At 67.1% G+C, this 21,283-nt stretch carries 20 protein-coding genes; 5 read left to right on the top strand and 15 right to left on the bottom strand.

The annotated features are described in order from the left end of the window. Nucleotides 1-79 precede the first annotated feature (79 nt). The 3 genes from tolQ to VE25_RS02245 are packed head-to-tail and all read left to right on the top strand — an operon-like array spanning nt 80 to nt 2,222. The gene (gene tolQ / locus VE25_RS02235; protein WP_046106959.1) at nt 80-766 is read left to right on the top strand and encodes a protein TolQ; all 687 of its coding nucleotides are present in this window, start codon (nt 80-82) and stop codon (nt 764-766) included. 16 nt (nt 767-782) lie between these two features. Further along, nucleotides 783-1,214, top strand: coding sequence for a protein TolR (gene tolR / locus VE25_RS02240; protein WP_046106960.1), 432 nt, complete (start codon nt 783-785; stop codon nt 1,212-1,214). After that, nucleotides 1,215-2,222 (top strand): energy transducer TonB family protein, encoded by a 1,008-nt coding sequence (locus VE25_RS02245; RefSeq protein WP_046106961.1) that lies wholly within the window; start codon nt 1,215-1,217, stop codon nt 2,220-2,222. 134 nt (nt 2,223-2,356) lie between these two features. On the opposite strand, the gene VE25_RS02250 is transcribed toward VE25_RS02245, so the two are convergent. The 5 genes from VE25_RS02250 to VE25_RS02270 form a co-directional block, all read right to left on the bottom strand. Further along, entirely contained in the window at nt 2,357-3,595 is a 1,239-nt protein-coding gene (locus VE25_RS02250; RefSeq protein WP_046106962.1) for an NAD(P)/FAD-dependent oxidoreductase, read from the bottom strand. 8 nt (nt 3,596-3,603) lie between these two features. Further along, nucleotides 3,604-4,182 carry an ATPase AAA gene (locus VE25_RS02255; protein WP_046106963.1) on the bottom strand — a complete coding sequence of 193 codons (579 nt, stop codon included), beginning with the start codon at nt 4,180-4,182 and terminating at the stop codon, nt 3,604-3,606. Between the two features lie 115 nt (nt 4,183-4,297). Further along, a complete protein-coding gene (locus VE25_RS02260; RefSeq protein ID WP_052731671.1) occupies nt 4,298-4,630 on the bottom strand; it encodes an I78 family peptidase inhibitor in 333 nt (110 codons plus the stop codon). A gap of 83 nt (nt 4,631-4,713) precedes the next feature. Next, on the bottom strand, nt 4,714-5,013 hold the full coding sequence (locus VE25_RS02265) for a hypothetical protein (protein WP_046106964.1): 300 nt from the start codon (nt 5,011-5,013) through the stop codon (nt 4,714-4,716). Continuing rightward, nucleotides 5,013-5,270, bottom strand: coding sequence for a hypothetical protein (locus VE25_RS02270; protein WP_046106965.1), 258 nt, complete (start codon nt 5,268-5,270; stop codon nt 5,013-5,015). Before VE25_RS02270 ends, VE25_RS02265 begins: the two co-directional genes overlap by 1 nt. A 195-nt stretch (nt 5,271-5,465) precedes the next feature. On the opposite strand from VE25_RS02270, the gene VE25_RS02275 reads away from it, so the two are divergent. Further along, a complete protein-coding gene (locus VE25_RS02275; protein WP_046106966.1) occupies nt 5,466-7,091 on the top strand; it encodes an aminotransferase class V-fold PLP-dependent enzyme in 1,626 nt (541 codons plus the stop codon). 61 nt (nt 7,092-7,152) lie between these two features. On the opposite strand, the gene alaS is transcribed toward VE25_RS02275, so the two are convergent. From alaS to VE25_RS02325, 10 genes are all read right to left on the bottom strand, one after another. Beyond that, entirely contained in the window at nt 7,153-9,795 is a 2,643-nt protein-coding gene (gene alaS / locus VE25_RS02280; protein WP_046106967.1) for an alanine--tRNA ligase, read from the bottom strand. A gap of 192 nt (nt 9,796-9,987) precedes the next feature. Then, nucleotides 9,988-11,223 carry a metal-dependent hydrolase family protein gene (locus VE25_RS02285; protein WP_046106968.1) on the bottom strand — a complete coding sequence of 412 codons (1,236 nt, stop codon included), beginning with the start codon at nt 11,221-11,223 and terminating at the stop codon, nt 9,988-9,990. A gap of 9 nt (nt 11,224-11,232) precedes the next feature. After that, complete coding sequence (locus tag VE25_RS02290; RefSeq protein WP_046106969.1) at nt 11,233-12,204, bottom strand: ABC transporter ATP-binding protein; 972 nt, start codon at nt 12,202-12,204, stop codon at nt 11,233-11,235. Beyond that, the gene (locus tag VE25_RS02295; RefSeq protein WP_046106970.1) at nt 12,197-13,198 is read right to left on the bottom strand and encodes an ABC transporter ATP-binding protein; all 1,002 of its coding nucleotides are present in this window, start codon (nt 13,196-13,198) and stop codon (nt 12,197-12,199) included. The genes VE25_RS02290 and VE25_RS02295 overlap by 8 nt, the downstream gene beginning before the upstream one ends. A 185-nt stretch (nt 13,199-13,383) precedes the next feature. Next, the gene (locus VE25_RS02300; protein WP_046106971.1) at nt 13,384-14,328 is read right to left on the bottom strand and encodes a succinylglutamate desuccinylase/aspartoacylase family protein; all 945 of its coding nucleotides are present in this window, start codon (nt 14,326-14,328) and stop codon (nt 13,384-13,386) included. Between the two features lie 18 nt (nt 14,329-14,346). Further along, a complete protein-coding gene (locus VE25_RS02305; RefSeq protein ID WP_046106972.1) occupies nt 14,347-15,201 on the bottom strand; it encodes an ABC transporter permease in 855 nt (284 codons plus the stop codon). A 6-nt stretch (nt 15,202-15,207) separates the two neighbouring features. Then, a complete protein-coding gene (locus VE25_RS02310) occupies nt 15,208-16,188 on the bottom strand; it encodes an ABC transporter permease (RefSeq protein ID WP_046106973.1) in 981 nt (326 codons plus the stop codon). Nucleotides 16,189-16,231: 43 nt separating this feature from the next. Continuing rightward, nucleotides 16,232-17,407, bottom strand: a complete 1,176-nt coding sequence (locus VE25_RS02315) for a M24 family metallopeptidase (RefSeq protein ID WP_046106974.1) — start codon at nt 17,405-17,407, stop codon at nt 16,232-16,234. Between the two features lie 62 nt (nt 17,408-17,469). Next, complete coding sequence (locus tag VE25_RS02320; protein ID WP_046106975.1) at nt 17,470-19,005, bottom strand: ABC transporter substrate-binding protein; 1,536 nt, start codon at nt 19,003-19,005, stop codon at nt 17,470-17,472. A gap of 33 nt (nt 19,006-19,038) precedes the next feature. Then, nucleotides 19,039-20,082: a GntR family transcriptional regulator gene (locus tag VE25_RS02325; protein ID WP_046106976.1), complete on the bottom strand. Its 1,044-nt coding sequence runs from the start codon at nt 20,080-20,082 to the stop codon at nt 19,039-19,041. Nucleotides 20,083-20,300: 218 nt separating this feature from the next. On the opposite strand from VE25_RS02325, the gene VE25_RS02330 reads away from it, so the two are divergent. Next, nucleotides 20,301-21,281 carry an aldo/keto reductase gene (locus VE25_RS02330; RefSeq protein WP_046106977.1) on the top strand — a complete coding sequence of 327 codons (981 nt, stop codon included), beginning with the start codon at nt 20,301-20,303 and terminating at the stop codon, nt 21,279-21,281. The last annotated feature ends 2 nt before the right edge of the window (nt 21,282-21,283 follow it).

Below are 21,283 nucleotides of genomic sequence, written 5' to 3' on the forward strand. Positions count from 1 at the left end.
CATTCCCTCCCCTCAAGGGGGAGGGAGGCGATGGAGCCGACAGCTCCGTCCTCTTGGCAAATCAACTAGGAGCCCCGTCATGGAAGCCGCAGCCGGACACGAACTCTCCCTTATCGGCCTCTTCATGCAGGCCGACTGGGTGGTCAAGACCGTGATGGTCGGCCTCGTCCTCGCCTCGGTGTGGTGCTGGGCGATCATCGCCAACCGCATCGCCACGTTCGCCAGCACCCGCCGGGCCATGGCTGTCTTCGACAAAGCCTTCGCCTCGGGCAAGCCGCTGGCGGAGCTGAAGCGCGATTATGAGGGCAAGCACCCGACGGCGCTCGCCGCGGTCTTCATGGCCGGCATGGACGAGTGGGAAAAGAGCCATGCGGCTTCCGCAGCCGGGAGCCTTCAGAGCCGGCTCGAGATCGTCCTCGACCTTGCCGTCGCCGAGGAGAGCGCCGAACTCGAAAAGCGCCTCGGGTTCCTGGCCACCATCGGCAGCGCCGGTCCGTTCGTCGGTCTTTTCGGCACCGTCTGGGGCATCATGAACGCCTTCACCGCCATCGCCGCGGCCGAGAACACGAGCCTCGCCGTCGTCGCGCCCGGCATCGCCGAGGCGCTCTTCGCGACGGCGCTGGGCCTGCTGGCCGCCATTCCGGCGGTCGTCGCCTACAACAAGCTCTCGGCCGACGCCGGCAAGCTGACGGCCCGGCTCGAAGGCTTCGCCGACCGGCTGACGGCGCTGCTGTCGCGCCAGCTCGATGCGGGGAGAGCTGCCTGATGGGTGGGGTCGTCTAATGGGAATGTCGCTCGGAGGCGGCGGACGCCGCCGGGGCAAGGCTGCCCCGATCAGCGAGATCAACGTCACGCCGATGGTCGACGTGATGCTGGTGCTCCTCATCATCTTCATGGTGGCGGCGCCCCTGATGACGGTCGGCGTGCCGATCGACCTGCCGCAGAGCCGGGCGCGGGCGATGGAGCCGCAGGCCCGGCCCGTTACGATCACGGTTTCGGCGGACGGGGCCATTTCGATCGAAGGCGAGCCCGTCGCCTACGAGGCGGTAGTCGCCACCGTCGAGGCGCAGGTGGCCGCCGGCGCCGACGACCGGCTCTATATCCGCGCCGATACGGCCGCCGCCTACGGGCAGGTCATGCGGGTGATGGGCGCGCTCTCGGGCGCGGGTTTCGAGAAGATCGGCCTCATCACCGCGCCGGAAGCAAACCCCTAGATGCGGCGGGCGCTTTCCGGTTCGCTCTTTGCCCATGCCGCCATCGTCGGCGTGGCCTTTGTCGGCTTTGCCTGGCCGGAAACGGTGGAGGATGCGCCGGCGGCGGGATCGGTCGAGGTCGAGATCATTTCACTGGCGACCGTTTCGACCAACACGACCGAGACCATCGAGAGCAGCGCCACCAACACCCTCGTCTCGGCCGGATCGGCCGAAAGCGTTGCGGTGACGGCCGAGACGCTGGAGCCCGTCGAACCGGTGGAGCAGGCGGCACCGCCCGAGCCCATAGAGATGACCGAGGCCGAAACGGCCGAGCCGGCGGCGGCCCAACCGGTGAGCGCAGAGACCGTCGAGAGCATCGAGCCGGCGGCAGCGAGCCAAACCATTCTCGCGGCAGAGACGCAGACCGTTTCGCCCGAAAGCGTTGCGCCCATAGAGGTCGCGAGCGTTCCGGACATGCCGCAGCCGGTCGCCCCGCAAACGGTCGAACCCCTCGCCGAGGAGGACGTCAAGATCGCGCCGGTTCCGCAGACGCTGACCATCGCCAGGCGCAGCGAACCGACCTACGTGCCGCAGCCGCGCCGCGAAACGCCACCACCTCGGCAGACGCAGCAGGAACCGCGCCGCACGCCACCCACGCAAGCCGGCAATAGCGGGCAGAGCAACGCCGATTCCGTCGCATCCCGCTCCTCGGCCGGACAGGGCGGCTCGACCGGCTCGGGCGGGAACGCCGAAACGGCGAGATACCCGAGCCAGATCGTGGCCAAGCTGCGCCGCGCGCTGCGTTATCCCTCGGGCGCCGGCGGGGCGGCCGGCGAGGTGCACGTCACCTTCACCGTCGCCGCCAATGGCTCGGCCGGCGGCATCGGCATCGCCCGCTCGTCGGGGAACGCGGCCATCGACGCGGCCGGCATCGAGACGGTCCAGCGCGCGGCCCCCTTCCCCGCCATACCCGCGGGCGCCGGCCGGCAGAGCTGGACGTTCACCGTGCCACTGGCGTTCGTGCGCTAGGCTCCTTCCTGCGAAGCACGAACCGGACGGAGAGGACGGCTCCGGCCAAGCGGCCGACACACCATCGCAGCCACGATGCCACCCCCTCGCCCCTTCGGGGAGAGGGTGAGGGTGAGGGGTCTTACAATGCGAGCCTAGCTCCGCCCGAACCGCCGCGCCGAGAACGGCGCGGGATCGATGTAAGGCGCCTGCCCGGTGACCATCTCAGCGATCAACCGACCCGTCGCCGGTCCCAGCGTCAGTCCGTGATGGGCATGGCCGAAGGCGAACCACAGCTTCTCGTGGCGCGGGGCCGGACCGATGACCGGCAGCATGTCCGGCGTCATCGGCCGCGCGCCGAGCCACGGCTTTTCGTCGAGCCGCGCGCCGAAGGCGAAGCGGGTGCGGGCGGTCCGCTCGGCGCGTTCGACCTGCACCGGAGTGGCCGGCGCGTCGCGGCGGGCGAACTCGGCCCCGGTCGCCAGCCGCAGGCCCATCGCCATCGGCGCCATCAGGTATCCGCCCTCGGTATCGAGCATCCAGTGCCTCAGCGGCTGCTGCGCGTCCGGCGCGAAATGCATGTGATAGCCGCGCTTGATGCCGAGCGGCAGCCGATAGCCGAGCCGGCGCGTCAGATCCCCCGCCCAGGGGCCGAGCGCGATCACCGCCTCGCGCGCCGAGACATCGCCCAACCGCCAGCCGTCCGCCGTGGCCTCGAGCCGCAATGCATCGCCGGTGATGAACCGGCCGCCGAGCTTTTCGAAATAGGCCGCATAGGCGGCGACCAGCCCGCCCGGGTCCCGCACCGTCCACGGATCGCGCCAGTGCAGCGCCCCGGCGAAGTCCGCAGTCACGCCCGGCTCCCGGTTGCGCAACTCAGCGCCCGAAAGCCGCGCATGCGCGATGCCGAATTCGCTTTCAATCCACTCGGCTTCGGCGAACGCCTTGTCGCGCCCCTCGGGGCTCATGAAGAGCGAGAGCCAGCCATTCTTCCCGACGAGATGCCCGGCGTCGGCCGCCGCGATCAGCGGGGCATGCTCGCTCACCGAATGTTCGATCAGCGTTGCATAGCTGATGACCGTCTTGCGGTAACGTTCGGGTAACGAATGCCACCAATAACGTGCCAGGAACGGGGCCAGAGTTGGCAACGCCGACGGGTGAAAGTGCATATCCGTGCTGGCATTGCGCGCATAGTTGAGGATTGCCCGCCAATCCTGCGGAAACGCCCGCGGCAGCACGCCTTCGCGCTGGATGAGGCCCGCATTGCCATAGGATGTCGCCCGCCCCGGCGCCTGCCGGTCGATGAGCACCACCTGCCGCCCCCGCTGAGCCAGATGCACGGCAACGCTCACCCCAACGATCCCGGCCCCCAGCACCAGCACATCGGCGCGCATGGCGATGCTCAGGAGAGTTCGCCGGCGGCGATCGCCGCCAGAATGCGCTCGCGGTAGGAAGGATCGCCCGCAATGGCGTTCTCGACCCGCGAGGCCTCGGTCATGAAGTGCTCGTAGCCGCGCCCCATCTGCCAGCCTCGCCGCGTGTGCATGTCGATGGCGAAGTCCGGGATCTCCGGAGCTTTGCCGCGTACGGCGTTCTCGAGCCGGGCGAAGTTGACCATGTCGTCGCTGGTGCGGTCCTTGGGACTTTGTGCGATGAGGCGCACCGCATGGGCGGCAAAGAGGAACCGGTCACCGACCGGGCGCGGGTATCGCTCGTGCTGGCGATAGAGCGTCTCGACGAGCACCGGCAGATCGGGCGTGCCCATGCCGACGTCCTCGACGGCGATGACGCAGAGGCGCGACCAGAGCTTTTCCTCGAGCTCGGCGCTCGTCACATACATCTCATAGGCGATGAGCAGAGCCTCTTCGGTCAGTCCCCGCCTTAGGCATTTCTGGAGGCCCGAGATCACCTCGTCGGCCGGAAGACCGCCCTTTGTGGTGACGTTCTGCCAGGGATCCGGCGGCAAGGTGACCTGCGGCATCGCTTTTCGACTCTGTGCTGTTGGCGGCGCGGAAAACGCATCACATTATGTCCGGCGCGACGCGCCGGGCCAGAGGCTGAAAAGCATTGAGGGTCTGGCTTTTGCGAATACCTCGTCAGCCGCACCAGGGCCGCACGAGCCGACCGGACGCATCGACGTCGAGGTTGAGCCGGCCGGTGCTGTAGTCCTGCGTTACCGGCTGACCCGGCGCGATGACGCGGATGGCGCCCGGCGCGTTGACGGCGACGCCGCCGATGCTGGTGCCGCCGGCGCCCTGCACGACAGGCTGACCGATGCGCGACTGCAGGGTGCTGGCCCCGCAATCGTCCGGCCCCATGCCGGGCAACGACTGGTCCGAGCGCGCGCTCATGCAGCCGGAAAGGGCAACTGCCGCGGCCAGAACCGCGACGCCCCCCACAAGCCGGCCGAACTTCGATGATGCCATCATGGTCGATCTCCTCCTCGTGACGATCTGGCTGGTCCAGGACCAATCGCCATTGGTCTAGCGGTCGGATCAGGCAAAACCATGGTCTATTGCGGGGCAGCCGGCGGCTCGACGACGGGCTCGGAGACTGGCGTGCCGGGCTGTACCTCGGTGCTCGGCGCGCCGGAAAAAATCTGCAGCAGGAAGAGGATGGCAATGACTACGGCAAGGCCGACGAGTCCATACGCCCACCATCTGGTCGGGCTCGTCGCCCCGACGCTGGCCTCGGCAAGGTCGGCAGGCTTGAGGCCCGAGTTCTCCGGCACCTCGATGGGCGAGCCCTGCTCGTCGACCAGCCTGTCGACCTTAGCCACCTCAGGCTGGCGTTCTTCCCTCGGATCAGGCATCAGAAATCTCCCTTGAGGACGGTCTCGCTGCCAACCCCGTCCTGCACGCCGCGGCGGACCTCTGCGATCGCCGCGTCGATCTCGGCAGGGTCGAATCCGATATCTCCACCGTCTTCGAGAGCCCCGGTCGCGCCTGCTTTCATCTCGTTTAGGAGATCGAGCTTCTCGCGCGCCGACAGCAGGCTGTTATGGGCGATATGCATGGGCAGGAGCCTATCCCTGCCACCGGCCTGATCCTTGAGGCTGGGCAAAGGCATGATCGTTCTCCTTGCAGGCATCAGTTCTCAAGAGTCAATGCGAAGCGGCCAACCGGGTTCCCGCCGGCGGCAAGGTCGTTCGCGTTTCGCCTCAGCGCACGAACTCGGATATTTTTCCCTCATCGGACTAACTGAAGATGATTTTATGCTTCAAAAATCCAAAATAAAGGCACACTATACCTACGAGAGGTTCGCATGCAGTTCATCCCGCCCCGTTCGCAACACCTGATCCGTCGCGTTCGCGACGCCCTTGTCGGCGACAAGGCAGCTATCAGAGGCCCCTTCGGGGCGCGTCGGCTCGTCTATGCCGACTATACGGCGTCGGGTCGGGCGCTCGACTTCATCGAGACGTCGGTCGCCAGGCAGGTTCTGCCGACCTACGCCAATACCCATACCGAAACCTCCTATACGGGCCTGCAGACGACGCGATTGCGCGAGGGGGCACGCGCCGCCATCCGCAGGGCGGTGGGAGCGGACGAGCGGCATGCCGTGATCTTTTGCGGATCGGGCGCCACGGCCGCCGTCAACAAGCTGGCGAGCGTTCTGGGCTTGTGCCATCGCGGCTCCGAAGCGCTCGATACGGTGGTCTTTGTCGGGCCCTACGAACACCATTCCAACGATCTCGTCTGGCGCGAGTCGGGGGCGAGGGTCGTGCGCATTCCCCTTAACGGAGAGGGCCGGCTCTGCGTGACGACGCTCGAGCGGGAGCTGACGGCTCATAAGGATGCCGCCCGCCGTATCGGCAGCTTCTCGGCGGCGTCGAATGTCACGGGGCTGCGCACCGACATGCGCGCGCTCGCCAGGCTCCTCCACCAGCACCGGGCCGAGTTCTTCGCCGACTACGCCGCCGCGGCCCCATACCTGCCCATCGACATCGGCGAGACGATGCCTGGAGCGGACGACCACATAGACGCGATCTTCCTCTCACCGCACAAGTTCGTCGGCGGCCCCGGCGCGTCGGGCGTCCTGGTCGCCGACAGGCGCCTACTACATGCGCCGGTTCCGAGCGTGCCGGGCGGCGGCACCGTCGCCTATGTCACGGCCCGTACCCACCGCTACGTCGCTGACGAGGAGCGGCGCGAAGAAGCGGGCACGCCCAACGTCGTCGGCGATATCCGCGCCGGCATGGTCATGCAGCTGAAAGCCGATATCGGCGCCGACACCATCGAGGCCATCGAACGGGCGACGGTTGCACGCGTGCTCGAGGTTTGGGGAGCCAAGCCGGATATCGAGGTCCTCGGTCCTGCAGACCTGGATCGGCTCGCCATCTTCTCCTTCAACATCCGCCACGGTGCGCGGTATCTCCACCCCAATTTCGTCGTCGCGCTGCTCAACGACCTCTTCGGCATCCAGGCGCGGGGCGGGTGCTCGTGCGCCGGACCTTATGCCCATGACCTGCTCGGCATCGACGACACGCGCGCGGCCGAATATGACGGCCTCGTCCGCCAGGGCCTCAGCGCCTATCGGCCGGGCTGGGTTCGGCTCAACTTCAACTTCTTCCTCGATGCGGACGAGACCGGCTTCATCCTCGAAGCGGTGAAGTTCATCGCCCGCCATGGTCATCGGTTCCTCGCCGCCTATACCTGCGACACGGCCTCCGGCCGCTGGCGCCATGGCGGGCAAACGCGCGAACCCGCCCTCGGCTTCACCGATCTCTGCGGCTGGAGCGGGACGCCCGACCGGCCGGCCGAAGCAGCCCCCGATTTTGTCGAATGCCTGGCCCAAGCCGAACGGATCGCGGCGACGCTGCCGGCCGTCGAGGCCCCCGCCGCGCCGCCGGATGCGGCGCGCTGGTTCAGCATCGCCGGCGACGCCGCCTGATCGGCGCGCGGCAGGGCAAGCGCCCACCGCCGTCGCTTCGATGATACCTCGGGACTTCTGCCTAAAGCGCGGCGCGGATGGCGCCTATGGCTTCGTCGGCCTTGCTGCCGTCGGGGCCGCCCGCTTGCGCCATGTCCGGGCGCCCGCCGCCGCCCTGCCCACCGAGCGCGGCGGAACCGGCCTTGACAAGGTCGACCGCCGAGACCTTGGCGACGAGATCGTCGGTGACCCCGACGGCGACGCCCGCCTTGCCGTCCTCGGTGACGCCGACAATGGCGACAACCCCTGAGCCCACCTGCTTCTTGGCCTGATCGACGAGGCCGCGCAGGTCCTTGGGCTGCAGGCCTTCGACGATGCGGCCGATGAAGGTGACGCCGTTGATCGTCTCGGTCTGCGCCGGACCGTTCCCTGCTCCGCCGCCCATGGCAAGCTTCTGGCGCGCCTCGGAAAGCGCGCGTTCAGAGCGCTTCAATTGCTCCTGCAACGCCTCGATGCGATCGAGCACCTCATGCGGGCCGGCGCGCAACAGGGACGCGGCCGAGTTGACGATGGCGACATTGGCGTTGCCGCGATGACGCGCGGCATCGGCCGTGATCGCCTCGAGGCGACGCACGCCCGCGGCAACCCCTTCCTCGCGTAGGATCGAGACGAGACCGATATCGCCGGTGCGCCGCACATGGGTGCCGCCGCAGAGCTCAACCGACCAGCCGAGCGCATTGCCGACCGGCTCGCCCATCGACACGACCCGCACCTCGTCGCCGTATTTCTCGCCGAAGAGCGCGCGGGCGCCCGATTCCTTGGCTTCCTCGACGCCCATCAGGCGCGTCTCGACCGGAGCATTCTGCAGGATGATCGCGTTGGCGATGTCCTCGACCTCGGCGATCTCCTGCGGCGTCATGGCCTTGGTATGGACGAAGTCGAAGCGCAGCCGGTCGGGCGCGACGAGCGAGCCCTTCTGCGCGACATGGTCGCCCAGAACCTGGCGCAGCGCCTCGTGCAGGAGGTGGGTCGCCGAATGGTTGGCGCGGATCGACGAGCGACGTGCGTGGTCGACGACGAGCTCGAGCGCCTGGCCGACCTTGAGCGTGCCGGCGGTGACACTGACCTTGTGGGCGAAAACGCCGTGGAACTTGACTGTATCGAGGACATCGGCTGACACATCCTCGCCGCGGATCGTGCCGGTATCCCCGATCTGGCCTCCGCTTTCGCCGTAGAACGGTGTCTGGTTGAGAACGGCAAAGCCCTCCTCGCCGACAGCGAGCGTGTCGACCTGCGCGCCGTCCTTGACCAGCAAGCGGACCTCGCCCTCGGCCGTTTCGGTCTCGTAGCCGAGGAATTCGGTCGGACCCTCTTGGTCGGCGACGGCGAACCACACCTCGTCGGTGCGCGCCTCGCCGGACCCCGCCCAGTTCTTGCGGGCCTCGGCCTTCTGGCGGGCCATGGCCGCATCGAACCCGGCCTGGTCGACGCCGATGCCGCGGGTGCGCAGCGCATCCTGCGTGAGGTCCAGCGGGAAGCCGTAGGTGTCGTAGAGCTTGAAGGCAGTCTCGCCCGAAAGCGTTGCGCCTTCGTTGAGGCCTTCGCTTTCTTCGGCGAGGATCTGCAGGCCGCGGCCGAGGGTCTTGAGGAAACGCTGTTCTTCAAGCCGCACGGTCTCGGTGATCATCGCCTCGCCGCGCGAGAGCTCGGGATAGGCCTGGCCCATCTCGCGCACCAGCACCGGCACCATCTTGTGGATGACCGGCTCGTTGGCGCCAAGCAGCGTCGCATGCCGCATGGCGCGGCGCATGATGCGGCGCAGCACGTAGCCGCGCCCTTCGTTGGAGGGCAGCACGCCCTCGGCAATGAGGAAGGACATGGCGCGCAGATGGTCCGCCATGACCTGGCGGCTGGTGACGCCTGACCCGCCGGGCTCGGTGCCGGTGACCTGGGCAGCCGAAGCGATCAGCGCCTTGAAGAGGTCGATATCGTAGTTGCTGTGCACGCCCTGCAGCACGGTCGCCACGCGCTCGAGCCCCATGCCGGTATCGATCGAGGGGCGCGGCAGACGGGTGCGCGACCCATCGGCAAGCTGCTCGAACTGCATGAAGACGAGGTTCCAGATCTCGACGAACCGGTCGCCGTCCTCATCGGGCGAGCCCGGCGGGCCGCCGGGAACGCTCTCGCCGTGATCGTAGAAGATCTCGGAGTTGGGGCCGCACGGACCCGTATCGGCCATCTGCCAGAAGTTCGACTTGGCGCCCAGCCGCACGATCCTGTCGTCGGAAAAGCCGGCGATCTTCTTCCAGAGCGCATGCGCTTCGTCGTCGTCCTCGTAGACGGTGACCATCAGCCGGTCCCTGGGCAGACCGAAGTCGCGGGTGATGAGCCCCCAGGCCAGCTCGATGGCGCGTTCCTTGAAATAGTCGCCGAACGAGAAATTGCCCAGCATCTCGAAGAAGGTGTGGTGACGCGCGGTGAACCCGACATTGTCGAGGTCGTTGTGCTTGCCGCCGGCGCGCACGCATTTCTGGGCGCTGGTCGCGGTCGAGTACGGGCGCTTCTCCAGGCCGGTGAAGACGTTCTTGAACGGCACCATGCCCGAGTTGGTGAACATCAACGTCGGATCGTTGCGCGGCACCAGCGGACCGGAGGCCACCACCTCGTGGCCTTCGCGCGCGAAGTACTCGACAAAACTCGACCGGATATCGCTAACGCTCGTCATCACCAGGCTTTCGTCGCGGGGATCGGGCACCCCACCGGCGCCCCTTGAACAATCGATGGCTTTTATCGTGCAGACCGCGGCTCGTCCAGCATCGCCGCGGCGCTTTCGTGCCCGATTCCGGGACGCGTCCCCGGTGTTGCGATCCTTGCCTGCTCGACGCCCCCTTCAGCCGCGCCGACTTCGAGCCCGGCGCTAGTTCAGCGCCTTCTTGGCGAATTTGCCTCGCGCCATGATGACCGGCATGTGGGCGCCATCGCCCTGCAGGAGACCGATGTCGCCGAGCGGGTCGCCATCGACGACCAGCAGGTCCGCGCTGGCGCCCGGCGCGATGACGCCGACCTCGCCCTCGAGCCGGCAGAGGCGGGCGCCGATGACGGTTGCCGAGCGGATGATCTCGGCTGGGGTGAGCACCTTGGCGAGAAGCTCGAACTCCATGCAGTGGTACTTGCGCAGTTCCCCAAGGAGGTCCGAACCGAAGGCCATGGGCAGGCCCGCGTCGCGCATGATCTCGAGCGAGCGCAATCCGCCGCTCCTCACCACCTCGATCTTGGCAAATTCGGCAGCGCCCAGGCCGAGCGCCTCGCCTTCGAGCGCCAGGGCGTCGTAGGCGACGAGGGTCGGCACGGCGATGCAGCCCTTCTGCGCCGCGAGCCTTGCGGTTTCCGGCTCGATGAGATTGCAGTGCTCGAGCGAGTGGACGCCGAGCTCGACGCAGCGCCCGATCGCCTTGTCGGTGTAGACGTGGGCGGAAACGTAGAGACCTGCATTTTCGGCCTCCTCGACCATGGCGAGGATTTCGTCCCGCGAATACTGGATCGAATGGATAGGGTCGTTGGGCGAGGAGACCCCGCCATTGGCCATCACCTTGATGAAGTGCGCGCCCTCCTTGATAAGGGTGCGGCAGGCCAGGCGCACATTGTCGACGCCGTCGACGATCAGCCCCATGGAGCCGACGCGCTCCGAAAAGATCCCCGGCCGGTCGTCGGTGCGCTTGCGCAGGTCCGCGTGGCCGCCGGTGGTGGTCAGCCCCTTGCCGCAGATGACGAGGCGGGGGCCGGTGAAAAGCCCCTGCTCCGCCGCCCAGGTGAGGCCGATGTCGGCGCCGCCCAGATCACGCAGGGTCGTGAAGCCGCGCATGAGCATCTCGTTCATCACCCGTGCGGCGCGCAGGGCTGCAAGCGAGGAGGGCGCGATCATATTGGACCAGAGGTCGAGCGTTTCGGCCACCACATGCACATGGCAGTCGATGAGCCCGGGCATCAGCGTGCGCCCGCCGAGCGCGATCTCGACCGTGTCGCCGGGCGCCGCGACGTCCGTGCCCACCGCGACAATCCGATCGCCGGTCACCAGCACGCTCTGCCCGTCGAGGAGTTGGCCCGCCTCCGCATCGAGGATGCGGCCGCCGGTGAAGAGATAGCTCTGGCTCATGTCGGGTTCCTATCGGTGGTGGCAGGCGAGCTCGCGGCCGTCGTCGCGGGCGGTCAGTTGCGGGTCGACGCGCCGGCAAAGGTCCGTCGCCAGCGGGCAGCGGGTGTGGAAGGCGCAGCCGGAGGGGCGTTTCGTCGCGCTCGGGATGTCGTCGCTCGTTGCGCTGAAGCTGTGGCGGTGGCGCGGATCGTGCGAGGGGGCCGAGCGCATGAGGAGCTCGGTATAGGGGTGCTGCGGGGCCGAAAAGATGCGTTCCTTGGGGCCGATCTCGACGATGCGCCCCAGATACATCACCGCCACCCGGTGCGAGATGTATTCGACGACGCCGAGGTCGTGCGAGACGGCGAGATAGGCAACGCCCAAATCCCGCTGCAGGTCGGCAAGGAGATTGAGGATCTGCGCCTGCACCGAGACGTCGAGGGCCGAGACCGGCTCGTCGGCGACGATGATGTCGGGTTTCAAGGCGAGCGCGCGGGCGATGCCGATGCGCTGGCGCTGCCCGCCCGAGAACTGGTGCGGATAGTTGTCCGCCTGGTCCGGACGCAGGCCGACGCGCGCCATCAGGTCGGCGACCGCCGCCTCGCGCTCCTCCTTCGTGCCGATGCCGTGGATGTCGAGCGGCGCGCGGATGATGTCGCGCACCTTCTGGCGCGGATTGAGGGACGAGAACGGGTCCTGGAAGACGATCTGCATGCGCTTCCGGTAGTCGCGCAGCTCCTTGCGGCGAAAACCGGCGATCTCGCGCCCGTCGAATCGCACCTTTCCGCCGGTCGGCTGCACGAGGCCCATCAGTGCCAGGCCCGTCGTCGACTTGCCGCAGCCGCTCTCGCCGACAAGGCTCAGGGTCTCGCCGCGCTTCAAAGTAAAGCTCACCCCGTCGACGGCCTTGACCGCGCCGACCTGGCGGCGCAGCACCCCCGCCCTGATCGGGAAATGGACCTCGAGGTCGTCGACGCTGAGGAGTGGGGCGGTATCAGGCATCGTCGTGCTCCCAGCAGGCAGCCCAGTGGCCGGGCCGCTTTTCCGTCAGGGGCGGGCGCTCCTGGCGGCAGCGCTCGGAGGCGCCCGGGCAGCGCGGGGCGAAGGCGCAGCCCTTGGGCAGGTTCCAGAGCGGCGGCACGGTGCCCGGAATGTCGGCGAGGCGATCGCCGTCCTCGGCCGAGGCGCCCTTGCGCGGCACGGCGCCCATGAGGCCGATGGTATAAGGGTGGATGGGATTGTCGAAGAGGTCGTAGATGCTGGCCTCCTCGACCTTGCGGCCCGCATACATGACGATCACCCGGTCGGCGACCTCGGAGACGACGCCGAGATCGTGGGTGATGAGGATCTGCGCGGTGCCGAGGCGCTTCTGCAGGTCCGAGATCAACCCCAGGATCTGCGCCTGGATGGTGACGTCGAGGGCTGTCGTCGGCTCGTCGGCGATGATGATCTTGGGGTCGCAGGCGAGCGCGAGGGCGATCATCGCCCGCTGGCGCATGCCGCCCGAGAGCTCGTGCGGGAACTGGCCGGCGCGCCGCTCGGGATCGGGCATCTGCACCAGCGTCAGGGCCTCGATCGCGCGCCTATGCGCTTGGCGGTGCGAGCAACGGCGATGCTGGCGCACGGCCTCGGCGATCTGCTCGCCGATGCGCAGCACCGGGTTCAGCGCCGTCAGCGGTTCCTGGAAGATCATGGCGATCTTCTCGCCACGCCAGTCCTCCACCTGCCGCTCGCCCATGGTGAGGAAATCGGCGCCTTCGATCAGGATCCTTCCCGCGCTGACATGGGCCGCCTCGGGCAGCAGGCGCAGCAGCGAAAGCGCCGTCATCGACTTGCCGCAGCCGCTTTCGCCCACGATGCAGAGCGTCTCGCCGGCCCTGACGGTGAACGCCATTTCCGAGACGACCGGAAAGGACCCGTTGGGGCCGCGGATCTCGATGTCGAGACCCTCGACCGCGAGGATCGGTACCTGCGAGGCGGATGGAGAGATACTCATTGCGATCCTGCTCCGACTGTCATCCCGGCGAAAGCCGGGACCCAGTAAACGATATCGCTTCGACTCCTGCCGGGCATCCCCCTCCCGCTCGTCGTGCGTGAGCCGCCAGATCCGTGGGTACTGGGTCTCGGCTTTCGCCGGGATGACAATCGGGGGAGGAGAGAAAATGCCATATCTGCCCGTCTCTAGTCGGTCGCGCCCTCGAGGTTGCCCACCATGAAGCCGTAGTCGCCGCTGGCGACGAGGTTGCGCGTCAGGTGCTGCATGATCATCACGCCGTTCTCGAAGGGCGTCGGGATTTCTTCCAGCACCTCGAAGGTGTAGGGGCTGACCACGCGCCCTAGGAGCTCACCGCCCTTGATGAACTCGCCATTGGCCGGGCACAGGGGCTCGAGCCAGCCAGCCTGGCTTGGGCGGATGCCGGCAAGCTCGTTGACGACGATCTGCTCGGGGTTCTGCCACGGATCGCCGGGGATGGCGCCGAGGGTCTTCAGCATATTGAGCACACCGTCGACGGTGCGCTTGACGTACGGCCCCTGGTCGACGATGCCGCCGCCGAGCTCGATGACCGCAACGGGGATGTTGTGCGTGTCGATGGTCACCGACTTGGTGGTGCCGCCGAAAACCGTGCCCTGCTTGTTCTCGACCGGGCGATAGAGGAGCCGCGAGCCGAAGGCGCGAGAGAGCTTCTCGTCATTCCAGATATAGACGTAGTCGACGGTCGGCCGGTCGGTGCCCGAGTGCAGGTCGATATGGACGTCGATGACGTTGAGGTATTCCTGGGTCAGCGCATGGGCGAGCTGCTGGCTGTAAGTGCCCTTGGGGTTGCCGGGGAACTGGCGGTTGAGGTCGACCTTGTCGATGGTCGAGAAGCGCTCGTTGACGGCGAAGGCGTAAGGGTTGGCGACCGGCAGCAAGAGGATGCGACCCTTCAGCGGCAGGTTGCGCAATATGCGGAAGAGCTCGAGCACGGCCTGCGAGCCGGTATTCTCGTTGCCGTGGATGGCCGCCGAGATGCCGATGGTCGGGCCGTCCTCCTCGCCCACGAGCTCATGAATATAGAGTACGGCGTCGCTCCCGTCGGCGTGGGTGGTGAATTTGGGGCGAAGCTGGTTGATCGATTTGACCATTCAAGAAAGTCCTTTGGTTTAACTGGCCTTTGCGGCCATGCCTCCGCCGCGCGAGAGCTGGCGCGGGTCGAGGACGTCACGCAGGCCGTCCCCGAGGAGATTGAATCCGAGCACGGTGACCATGATGGTCGCGCCCGAAACGATGGAGAGCCACGGCGCATCGCGCATGAACCGCGTGCCGTAGGAGAGCGTCCAGCCCCAAGTCGGGGTCGGCGGCGGCAGGCCGAAGCCGAGGAAGCTCAGCGCCGATTCCGAGATGACCGCCGTGCCGAGGCCGAGGGAAGCGAGCACAATGATCGGCCCCAGCGCGTTGGGCAGGATCTCGCGGAAGATGATGCGGGCAGGGCTGGCGCCGAGGGCCTTGGCCGCCTGCACGTAGTTCTGCTCGCGCAGCACCAGCGTCGTCGAGCGCACGACGCGTGCGTATTCGGTCCAGGCGACGACGATAATGGCGAGCGAGACGTTGAACATGCCCGGCCCCAGCACCGCGACGATGGCGAGCGCCAGGACAATGGCCGGGAAGCCGAGGAAGATATCGGTCACCCGCATCAGCACCTGGTCGACCCAGCCGCCGAAATAGCCGGCGACGAGCCCGACGACCGTGCCGATGACGGCCGAGCAGGCGACCGAGATCAGCGCGATGGAGAGCGATACGCGTGCCCCGAACACCATGCGCGACCAGAGGTCCCGCCCGAAATTGTCGGTGCCGAGGAGATGCTCAATGCTGGGGCCGGCGAAGCGGTTGCGCATGTCCATCTGCTCGACGCCGTGGGTCGCGACATAGGGCGCAAAGATCGCGCAGAGGATGATGGCGAGCGAGATGGCGGCGCCGATGACGAGGGAGGTGTTGCGGAGGGCTTTGGGCAGGCGCATGGGCGGTTACCGCAGGCGGATGCGCGGATCGACCGCGGCATAGAGGAGGTCGACGACGAGGTTGACCAGGGCGAAGATGATGGCGAAGGTCAGCACCAGTCCCTGGATCAGCGGCAGGTCGCGCTGCGAGATGGCGGCGATGGTCAGCTGCCCGAGGCCCGGCCAGGCAAAGATCGACTCGGTGATGACGGCGCCGCCGAGCAGGGCCCCGAAGCGCAGGCCGATGACGCTGAGGACCGGCAGGAGCGCATTGCGGAGCGCATGGCGCACCACCACGCGGCCGCGCCGCAGGCCTTTGGCGTAGGCGGTGCGCACGAAGTCCTCGCGCAGAACCTCCAGCATGGAGGCGCGCACCAGCCGCGAGATGATCGCGGCCGAACTGGCGGCGAGCGCCAGCGCCGGCAGCGCGATGTGGCGCAGGGAATCCCAGAGGACGCCCGGACGGCCGGTCAGCGCCGCGCCGATCGCGTCGATCATCGGTGGACCGCGCCCGATGGCGGGGAGCCAGCCGAGCTGCACGGCAAAGAGCAGCATCAAGAGGAGCCCCAGCCAATAGACGGGCATCGAGACGCCGAGCTGGGCGAAGAGCATGGTGAGGGTATCGACCAGCGAGCCCTGGCGCATCGCCGCGACGATACCGAGGGTGAGGCCGATGAGGGTGGCAATGATCAGCGCCACGACCGCAAGCTCGATGGTCGCGCCCAGCCGGCCCATGATGATCTGCGACACCGCCTGGTTCAGGAAGATCGAGCGGCCCATATCACCCTGCAGGAGCCCGGCGAAATAGTCCCAGAGCCGGACATACCAGGGATCGTCGAGGCCGAGGGCACCACGCAGATTGGCGATCGCCTCGGGCGTTGCGTCCTGGCCCAGCAGCACCGCGGCCGGATCGCCGGGGATGATGAGCAGCAGGCCGAAGGTGACGACGACCATGCCGATCGCCATGGGCACGAGCAGCAGCAGCCGGCGGACTACATAGGCGAACATGTCGTCGGCTCCTTTCCTGAAATCAAAACCAAACCGGAAGCGATCAGCCGATGACGACGTCGTCTATCGCGCGCGGATAGTGCGTCATGCTGTCGGGCCCGTCGGCGGTGATCAGCACCGTGTCGGCGATGCGGTAGCCGGCAAAGCCGGGAACGAAGATCGCCGGCTCGCTGGAGGTGATCATGCCGGGTTCGAGGAGCGTCTGGTCGCCAGCCTCCACCCATGGCGGCTCGTGGAACATGATGCCCATGCCGTGGCCGACGCGGTGGAGGAGATAGTCGGTCATGCCGCTGTCGCGGATATAGGTCAGCGCCAGATTGTCGGCCGAGGCGCAGGTCTTGCCGGCGATCAGCGCCGCCGTCGCCATGCGCTGCGCCTCATAGGCGACCGCGTAATGACCCTGCTGCTCGCTGGTCGGCTCGCCGATGAAGAGCGTGCGCTCGCTCTCGGCGGCGCGCCCGCCCACCCGGCAACCGAGCGAGAGGATGATGCTCTCGCCGCGCTTGACCGGGTTGCCGGTCGGCATGCCGTGCGGAAAAGCCGAGCGCGCGCCCGAATAGACGAGGCCGCTCGCCAGCCCCTGCACGAGCATCACGTCGGCGTGTTCCTCGTGCATGATCTTCATGGCGTGGCGGGAGACGAAGGATTCGATCTCGATCTCGCTCGGCAGCTCGCGGCCGGCCCGCATCGCCTCGGCGATGAGCCCGACGCCCGCGACGACCATCTCGTCGGAGATGCGCGCCGCCTCGCGGTGGAGCGCGATCTCCTGCGGATATTTCACCAGCCGCATCTTCTGGACGATGTCGGTCGGGATGACGCGCCTGGCATTGGGGAACGCCGCCTCGATCTGCCCGACGCGGGCGAGCGAGATGGCGTGACTATAAGCCACCGTCCCTTTCATCTCCGGGAAGGCGCGGCCCAGCACGTCGAACGGCCGGTCGACGCCGGGAAACTCGAAATAGACGATGGGCTCGGCGGCGATGTTCTGGTGGGCCGCATGCGCTTCCTCGAGCTTGGGGAGCAGCAGCCAAGCCCCGTCGCGGGTGATGGCGAAGACCACCGGCCGCTCGGTCGTATAGTGCGAGAAGCCGGTCGTATAGATCACGTCGTCGTTGGAATCGAGAAGGAGGAGGTCGATGTCCGCCGCGTCCATGCGCTTGCGGATATCGGCGTGGACCTTCTCGTAGAACTCGGCACTCAGAACCTGGTGGAACGTCATCGGCAACTCGCGCGAAAGAAAAAAGCGGCCGGCGCACGGGAGTGCGCCGGCTTAAGGCAGGGTCAGTCGGTAAAGCCGATGAGGCCGCGGAAGTTGCCGCGGGGCGTCGCCTGCACCTCGACGGGCAGGTCCTTGGCGTAGAAGAGCTGGTAGCCCTGGGCCGAGACGATGAAGTAGGGCAGCTCCTCGGCAAGGATGGTCGCGGCCTGCTGGTAGGCCTCTGCCCGGGCCGGCTGGTCGAGGGTCGAGCGGGCCTCCTGCAGGAGAGCGTCAACCTGCGGGTTGGAATAGCCGCCCCAGTTGGTCGAGCCGTCCGTCGTCAGCTGCGCGAACATCAGCCGGTCGGGATCGACGATGTTGAGCCAGCCGAGGAGCGCGATCTGGTGCTGGCCCTGCTGCACATAGTTGGTCGAGAACGAGGGCCAGTCGGTGATCTGCGCCGTCGCCTTGACGCCGGCCATCTCGAAGATCGCCTGCATGTATTCGATGGTCTGGACGCGGTTGGGGTCCTCGCTGTGGGTGGCGAGGGTCACCGCAAGGTCCTGCCCGTCCTTGTCGAGGAAACCATCGCCGTTACTGTCGGTCCAGCCGAGCTCGTTGAAGAGAGCCACGGCCCCTTCGAGGTCGAAGGTCGGCTGCGAGATCGCGTCCGAATAGGCCCAGGAGGACGGCAGGATGATGGAGTGCGCCACCTGATCGACGCCCTTGTAGATGTCGTTGACGATCGTTTCCTGGTCGATGAGCATCGAGAAGGCCTGCCGCATCTTCGGGTCGGTGAGCAACGGGTCCTTGGTGTTGAAGTTGATGTAGTTGACGCCAAGACCGGCCATGATGGCGTTGCCGAAGCGATCGTCATTGGCCAGCCGCTCGATGTCCTGCGGCGAGAGCGGGGACTGGATGACGTCGAGGTCGCCGGCTTCGAACGCCTGGGCGCGGGCCGAGTTGTCGCCGATGATACGGACGGTCACGTTCTCGATTTCGGGCGCGCCGCGCCAGTAGGTATCGTTGGCCTCGAGCACGATCTCGCTGCCGCGGTTCCAGGAGACGAGCTTCATCGGCCCGGCGCCGATGGGCTGAAGCGCCAGGTCATGCCCGCCCTCGACCAGGGCCTTGGGCACGATGCCGATGTCCATGTAGGTGAGGAGCGGCGCGTAAGGGGCCGAGAGGGTGAACTTGACCGTCTGCGGATCGACAGCCTCGACCGAGGCAATCGGGGTATAGAGCGCGCGCTGCGGCGCGTTGAAGTCCGGATCGATAATGGTTGAATAGGTGAAAGCCACGTCTTCGGCGGTCAGCGGCGAGCCATCCGAGAAGGTCAGGTCCGGCCGCAGCTTGAAGATGAACGTCGTCGGGTCCGGGTTCTCCCAGCTCTCGGCGAGGTCCGGCACCACCTCCAGGGTCGGGGTGATGTGGACGAGGCCGGCATAGATGAGGTCGGCGGTGCGCGAGGCGGTGGTGTCGCGCGTCAGGCGCGGGTCGAGCGTGCCCGCATCGACGTCGGTGCCGATGACGAGGGTATCGGCATCCTGCGCAACGGCGAGCGGAGCAGCGAACGCCATGAGGGCAATGGCGCTGGCCGTGATGAGAAACTTGTTCATTCCCTGTTCCCTTTTGTCTTGGTCTGCGTGGGGCTAAGCGGACCTGCGGCGGACGGCCCCCTCGGCCGTCTCCCCGTCCGTTCCGTTCTCCTGGCCGGCGCGAAGCTGACGCAGCTCAGTCAGCCGCGGCACCAGAATGGTTTCCAGCGCGCCGGGGTCCGGCGCGTGGCGGTATTCGAAGCACTGGACGTTGGGCGGCGCGAGATCGGCCACGTGATCGGCGCCCGAGGCGTAGATCACCGCGTCACAGGCGGTGATGACCTCGCCGAGGTCCGGCGACGACGACCAGGTCACGCGCACGTCCGCCACATGCGGGGCGAACTCGCGCACGCTCGGGCGCATGATGGCGATGTATTCCTGGAAGTGGGTGACCGCCGCGACCCGCGCGCGCGGGTCAAGACCGGCGAGGTTCTGCCGGGTGCGCTGCGAGGGGATGAAGCGCAGGCCAAGAACCTGCTCTGCCGGCACGTCGATCAATGCCTTCACCTCCGCCTCGCGATGGACGAAGGTCAGCACGAGATCGGCCGCGCGGCACGCCTCGCGCTGCGGACCGGGCACCTTGAGGCTCTCGAGAGTGACGAGCTTGATCGTGTCGGAGGCGGTAAGGGCGCTGCGGATCTGGTCCACATAGTCCTGCCCGGGCCCCTCGAATATGCACACGAACACCAGGGAGAGGCCCACATTCGGCCGGCGCAGCTGGGCGCGCGCGTTGATCATGGAGACGAGCTCCATGGTGGAGATGCCGAGCGCCTCGGCCTTGCCCACGATCGTCTCGATATCTGACCGCAATGCATTGATCGGCAGCTTCTCGTCGCGAACGGCAAGCGGATGGCGCGCGGTGAAGGCGCCGAGCCCCTGGCGGATCTCGATGAGACCGGCATCGCGCAACTGCTGGTAAACCTGGGTGACGGTCATCGGCGCGATGCCGAGCTCGGCGGCGAGCTGGCGTACCGACTGCAGCTTGGTCCCGTACGGCATGTCGCCGAAGGCGAGCGTATAGCTCAAGAGCCCATAGAGCTGCGTGCCCACGGGAACGGGTAGGGACTTGTCGATGCTGGAGGCGTCGATGGGGAACATGTGTTCTAGTCCGTCAGTACACCTAACCGTATTCATCCCGTCCGCAGAGCGCAATAGTGTCTGGCAAAAATTTGTACACAGTTTGCATTCGCCGAAAGTCTGTGCACAATCGCTGTCGAACCAGAGGCTGGACGTGGCGTTCCTCACTTCGTATGCAGGTGGATACATGGGACGCGAGGTGCCGCCCGCGAACTTTTCCCGAAGGAGGAGGTGTTCTAATGGATTATGTCAATCTCGGCCGTACGGGTCTCAAAGTCTCGCGCCTGTCGCTCGGCTGCATGACTTTCGGCTCCCCCGACTGGCAGCCCTGGGTGCTCGACGAAGCCGCCTCCCGCCCGATCATCGAGAAGGCGCTCGACCTCGGCATCAACTTCTTCGACACCGCCGACATGTATTCGAAGGGCGCGAGCGAGGAGATCGTCGGCAAGGTGCTTTCGGGCGTTCCCCGACATAAGCTCGTCATCGCGTCAAAGCTCTATAACCCGATGACCGAGGACCCCAACGACAAGGGCCTGTCGCGCAAGCACGTCTTCGAGGCGGTGGATGCAAGCCTCAAGCGGTTGGGGACGGATTACATCGACCTCTACCAGATCCACCGCTTCGACTACGACACGCCTCTTGAAGAGTCTCTCGATGCCCTCAACGACGTGGTGCGGGCCGGCAAGGTGCGCTATCTCGGCGCCTCCTCCATGCACGCCTGGCAGTTCATGAAGGCGCTTGGGCTGCAGCGTGCCCGAGGCTGGGCGCCGTTCGTCTGCATGCAGAACCACTACAATCTCCTCTACCGCGAGGAGGAGCGCGAGATGCTGCCGCTCTGTCGCTCGGAAGGCATCGGCGTCATCCCGTGGAGTCCGCTGGCGCGCGGGCGCCTTGCCGGCCGCCAAGGCGAGGCGGCGCAATCGACGCGCGCGCAGACCGACAGCACGGCGGTGCGGCTCTATGACCGCGACCGCACGCCCGAGGACGAGGCGATCGTCGCGGCGGTGAAGCGCGTGGCGGAACGCCACGGGCGGCCGATGGCGCAGATCGCCTACGCATGGGTCGCGAGCCGACCGGGCATCACCGCGCCCATCGTCGGCATCTCCAAGCTGCATCAATTCGACGATGCGGTCGGGGCACTCGACGTCAAGCTGACCGATGAGGACGTCGCCGAGATGGAAGCCCCCTACCGGCCCAAGGCCGTCGCCGGCCACTTCTGACC

The sequence above is a fragment of the Devosia geojensis genome (assembly GCF_000969415.1).
In the GTDB taxonomy this organism is placed as follows: domain Bacteria; phylum Pseudomonadota; class Alphaproteobacteria; order Rhizobiales; family Devosiaceae; genus Devosia; species Devosia geojensis.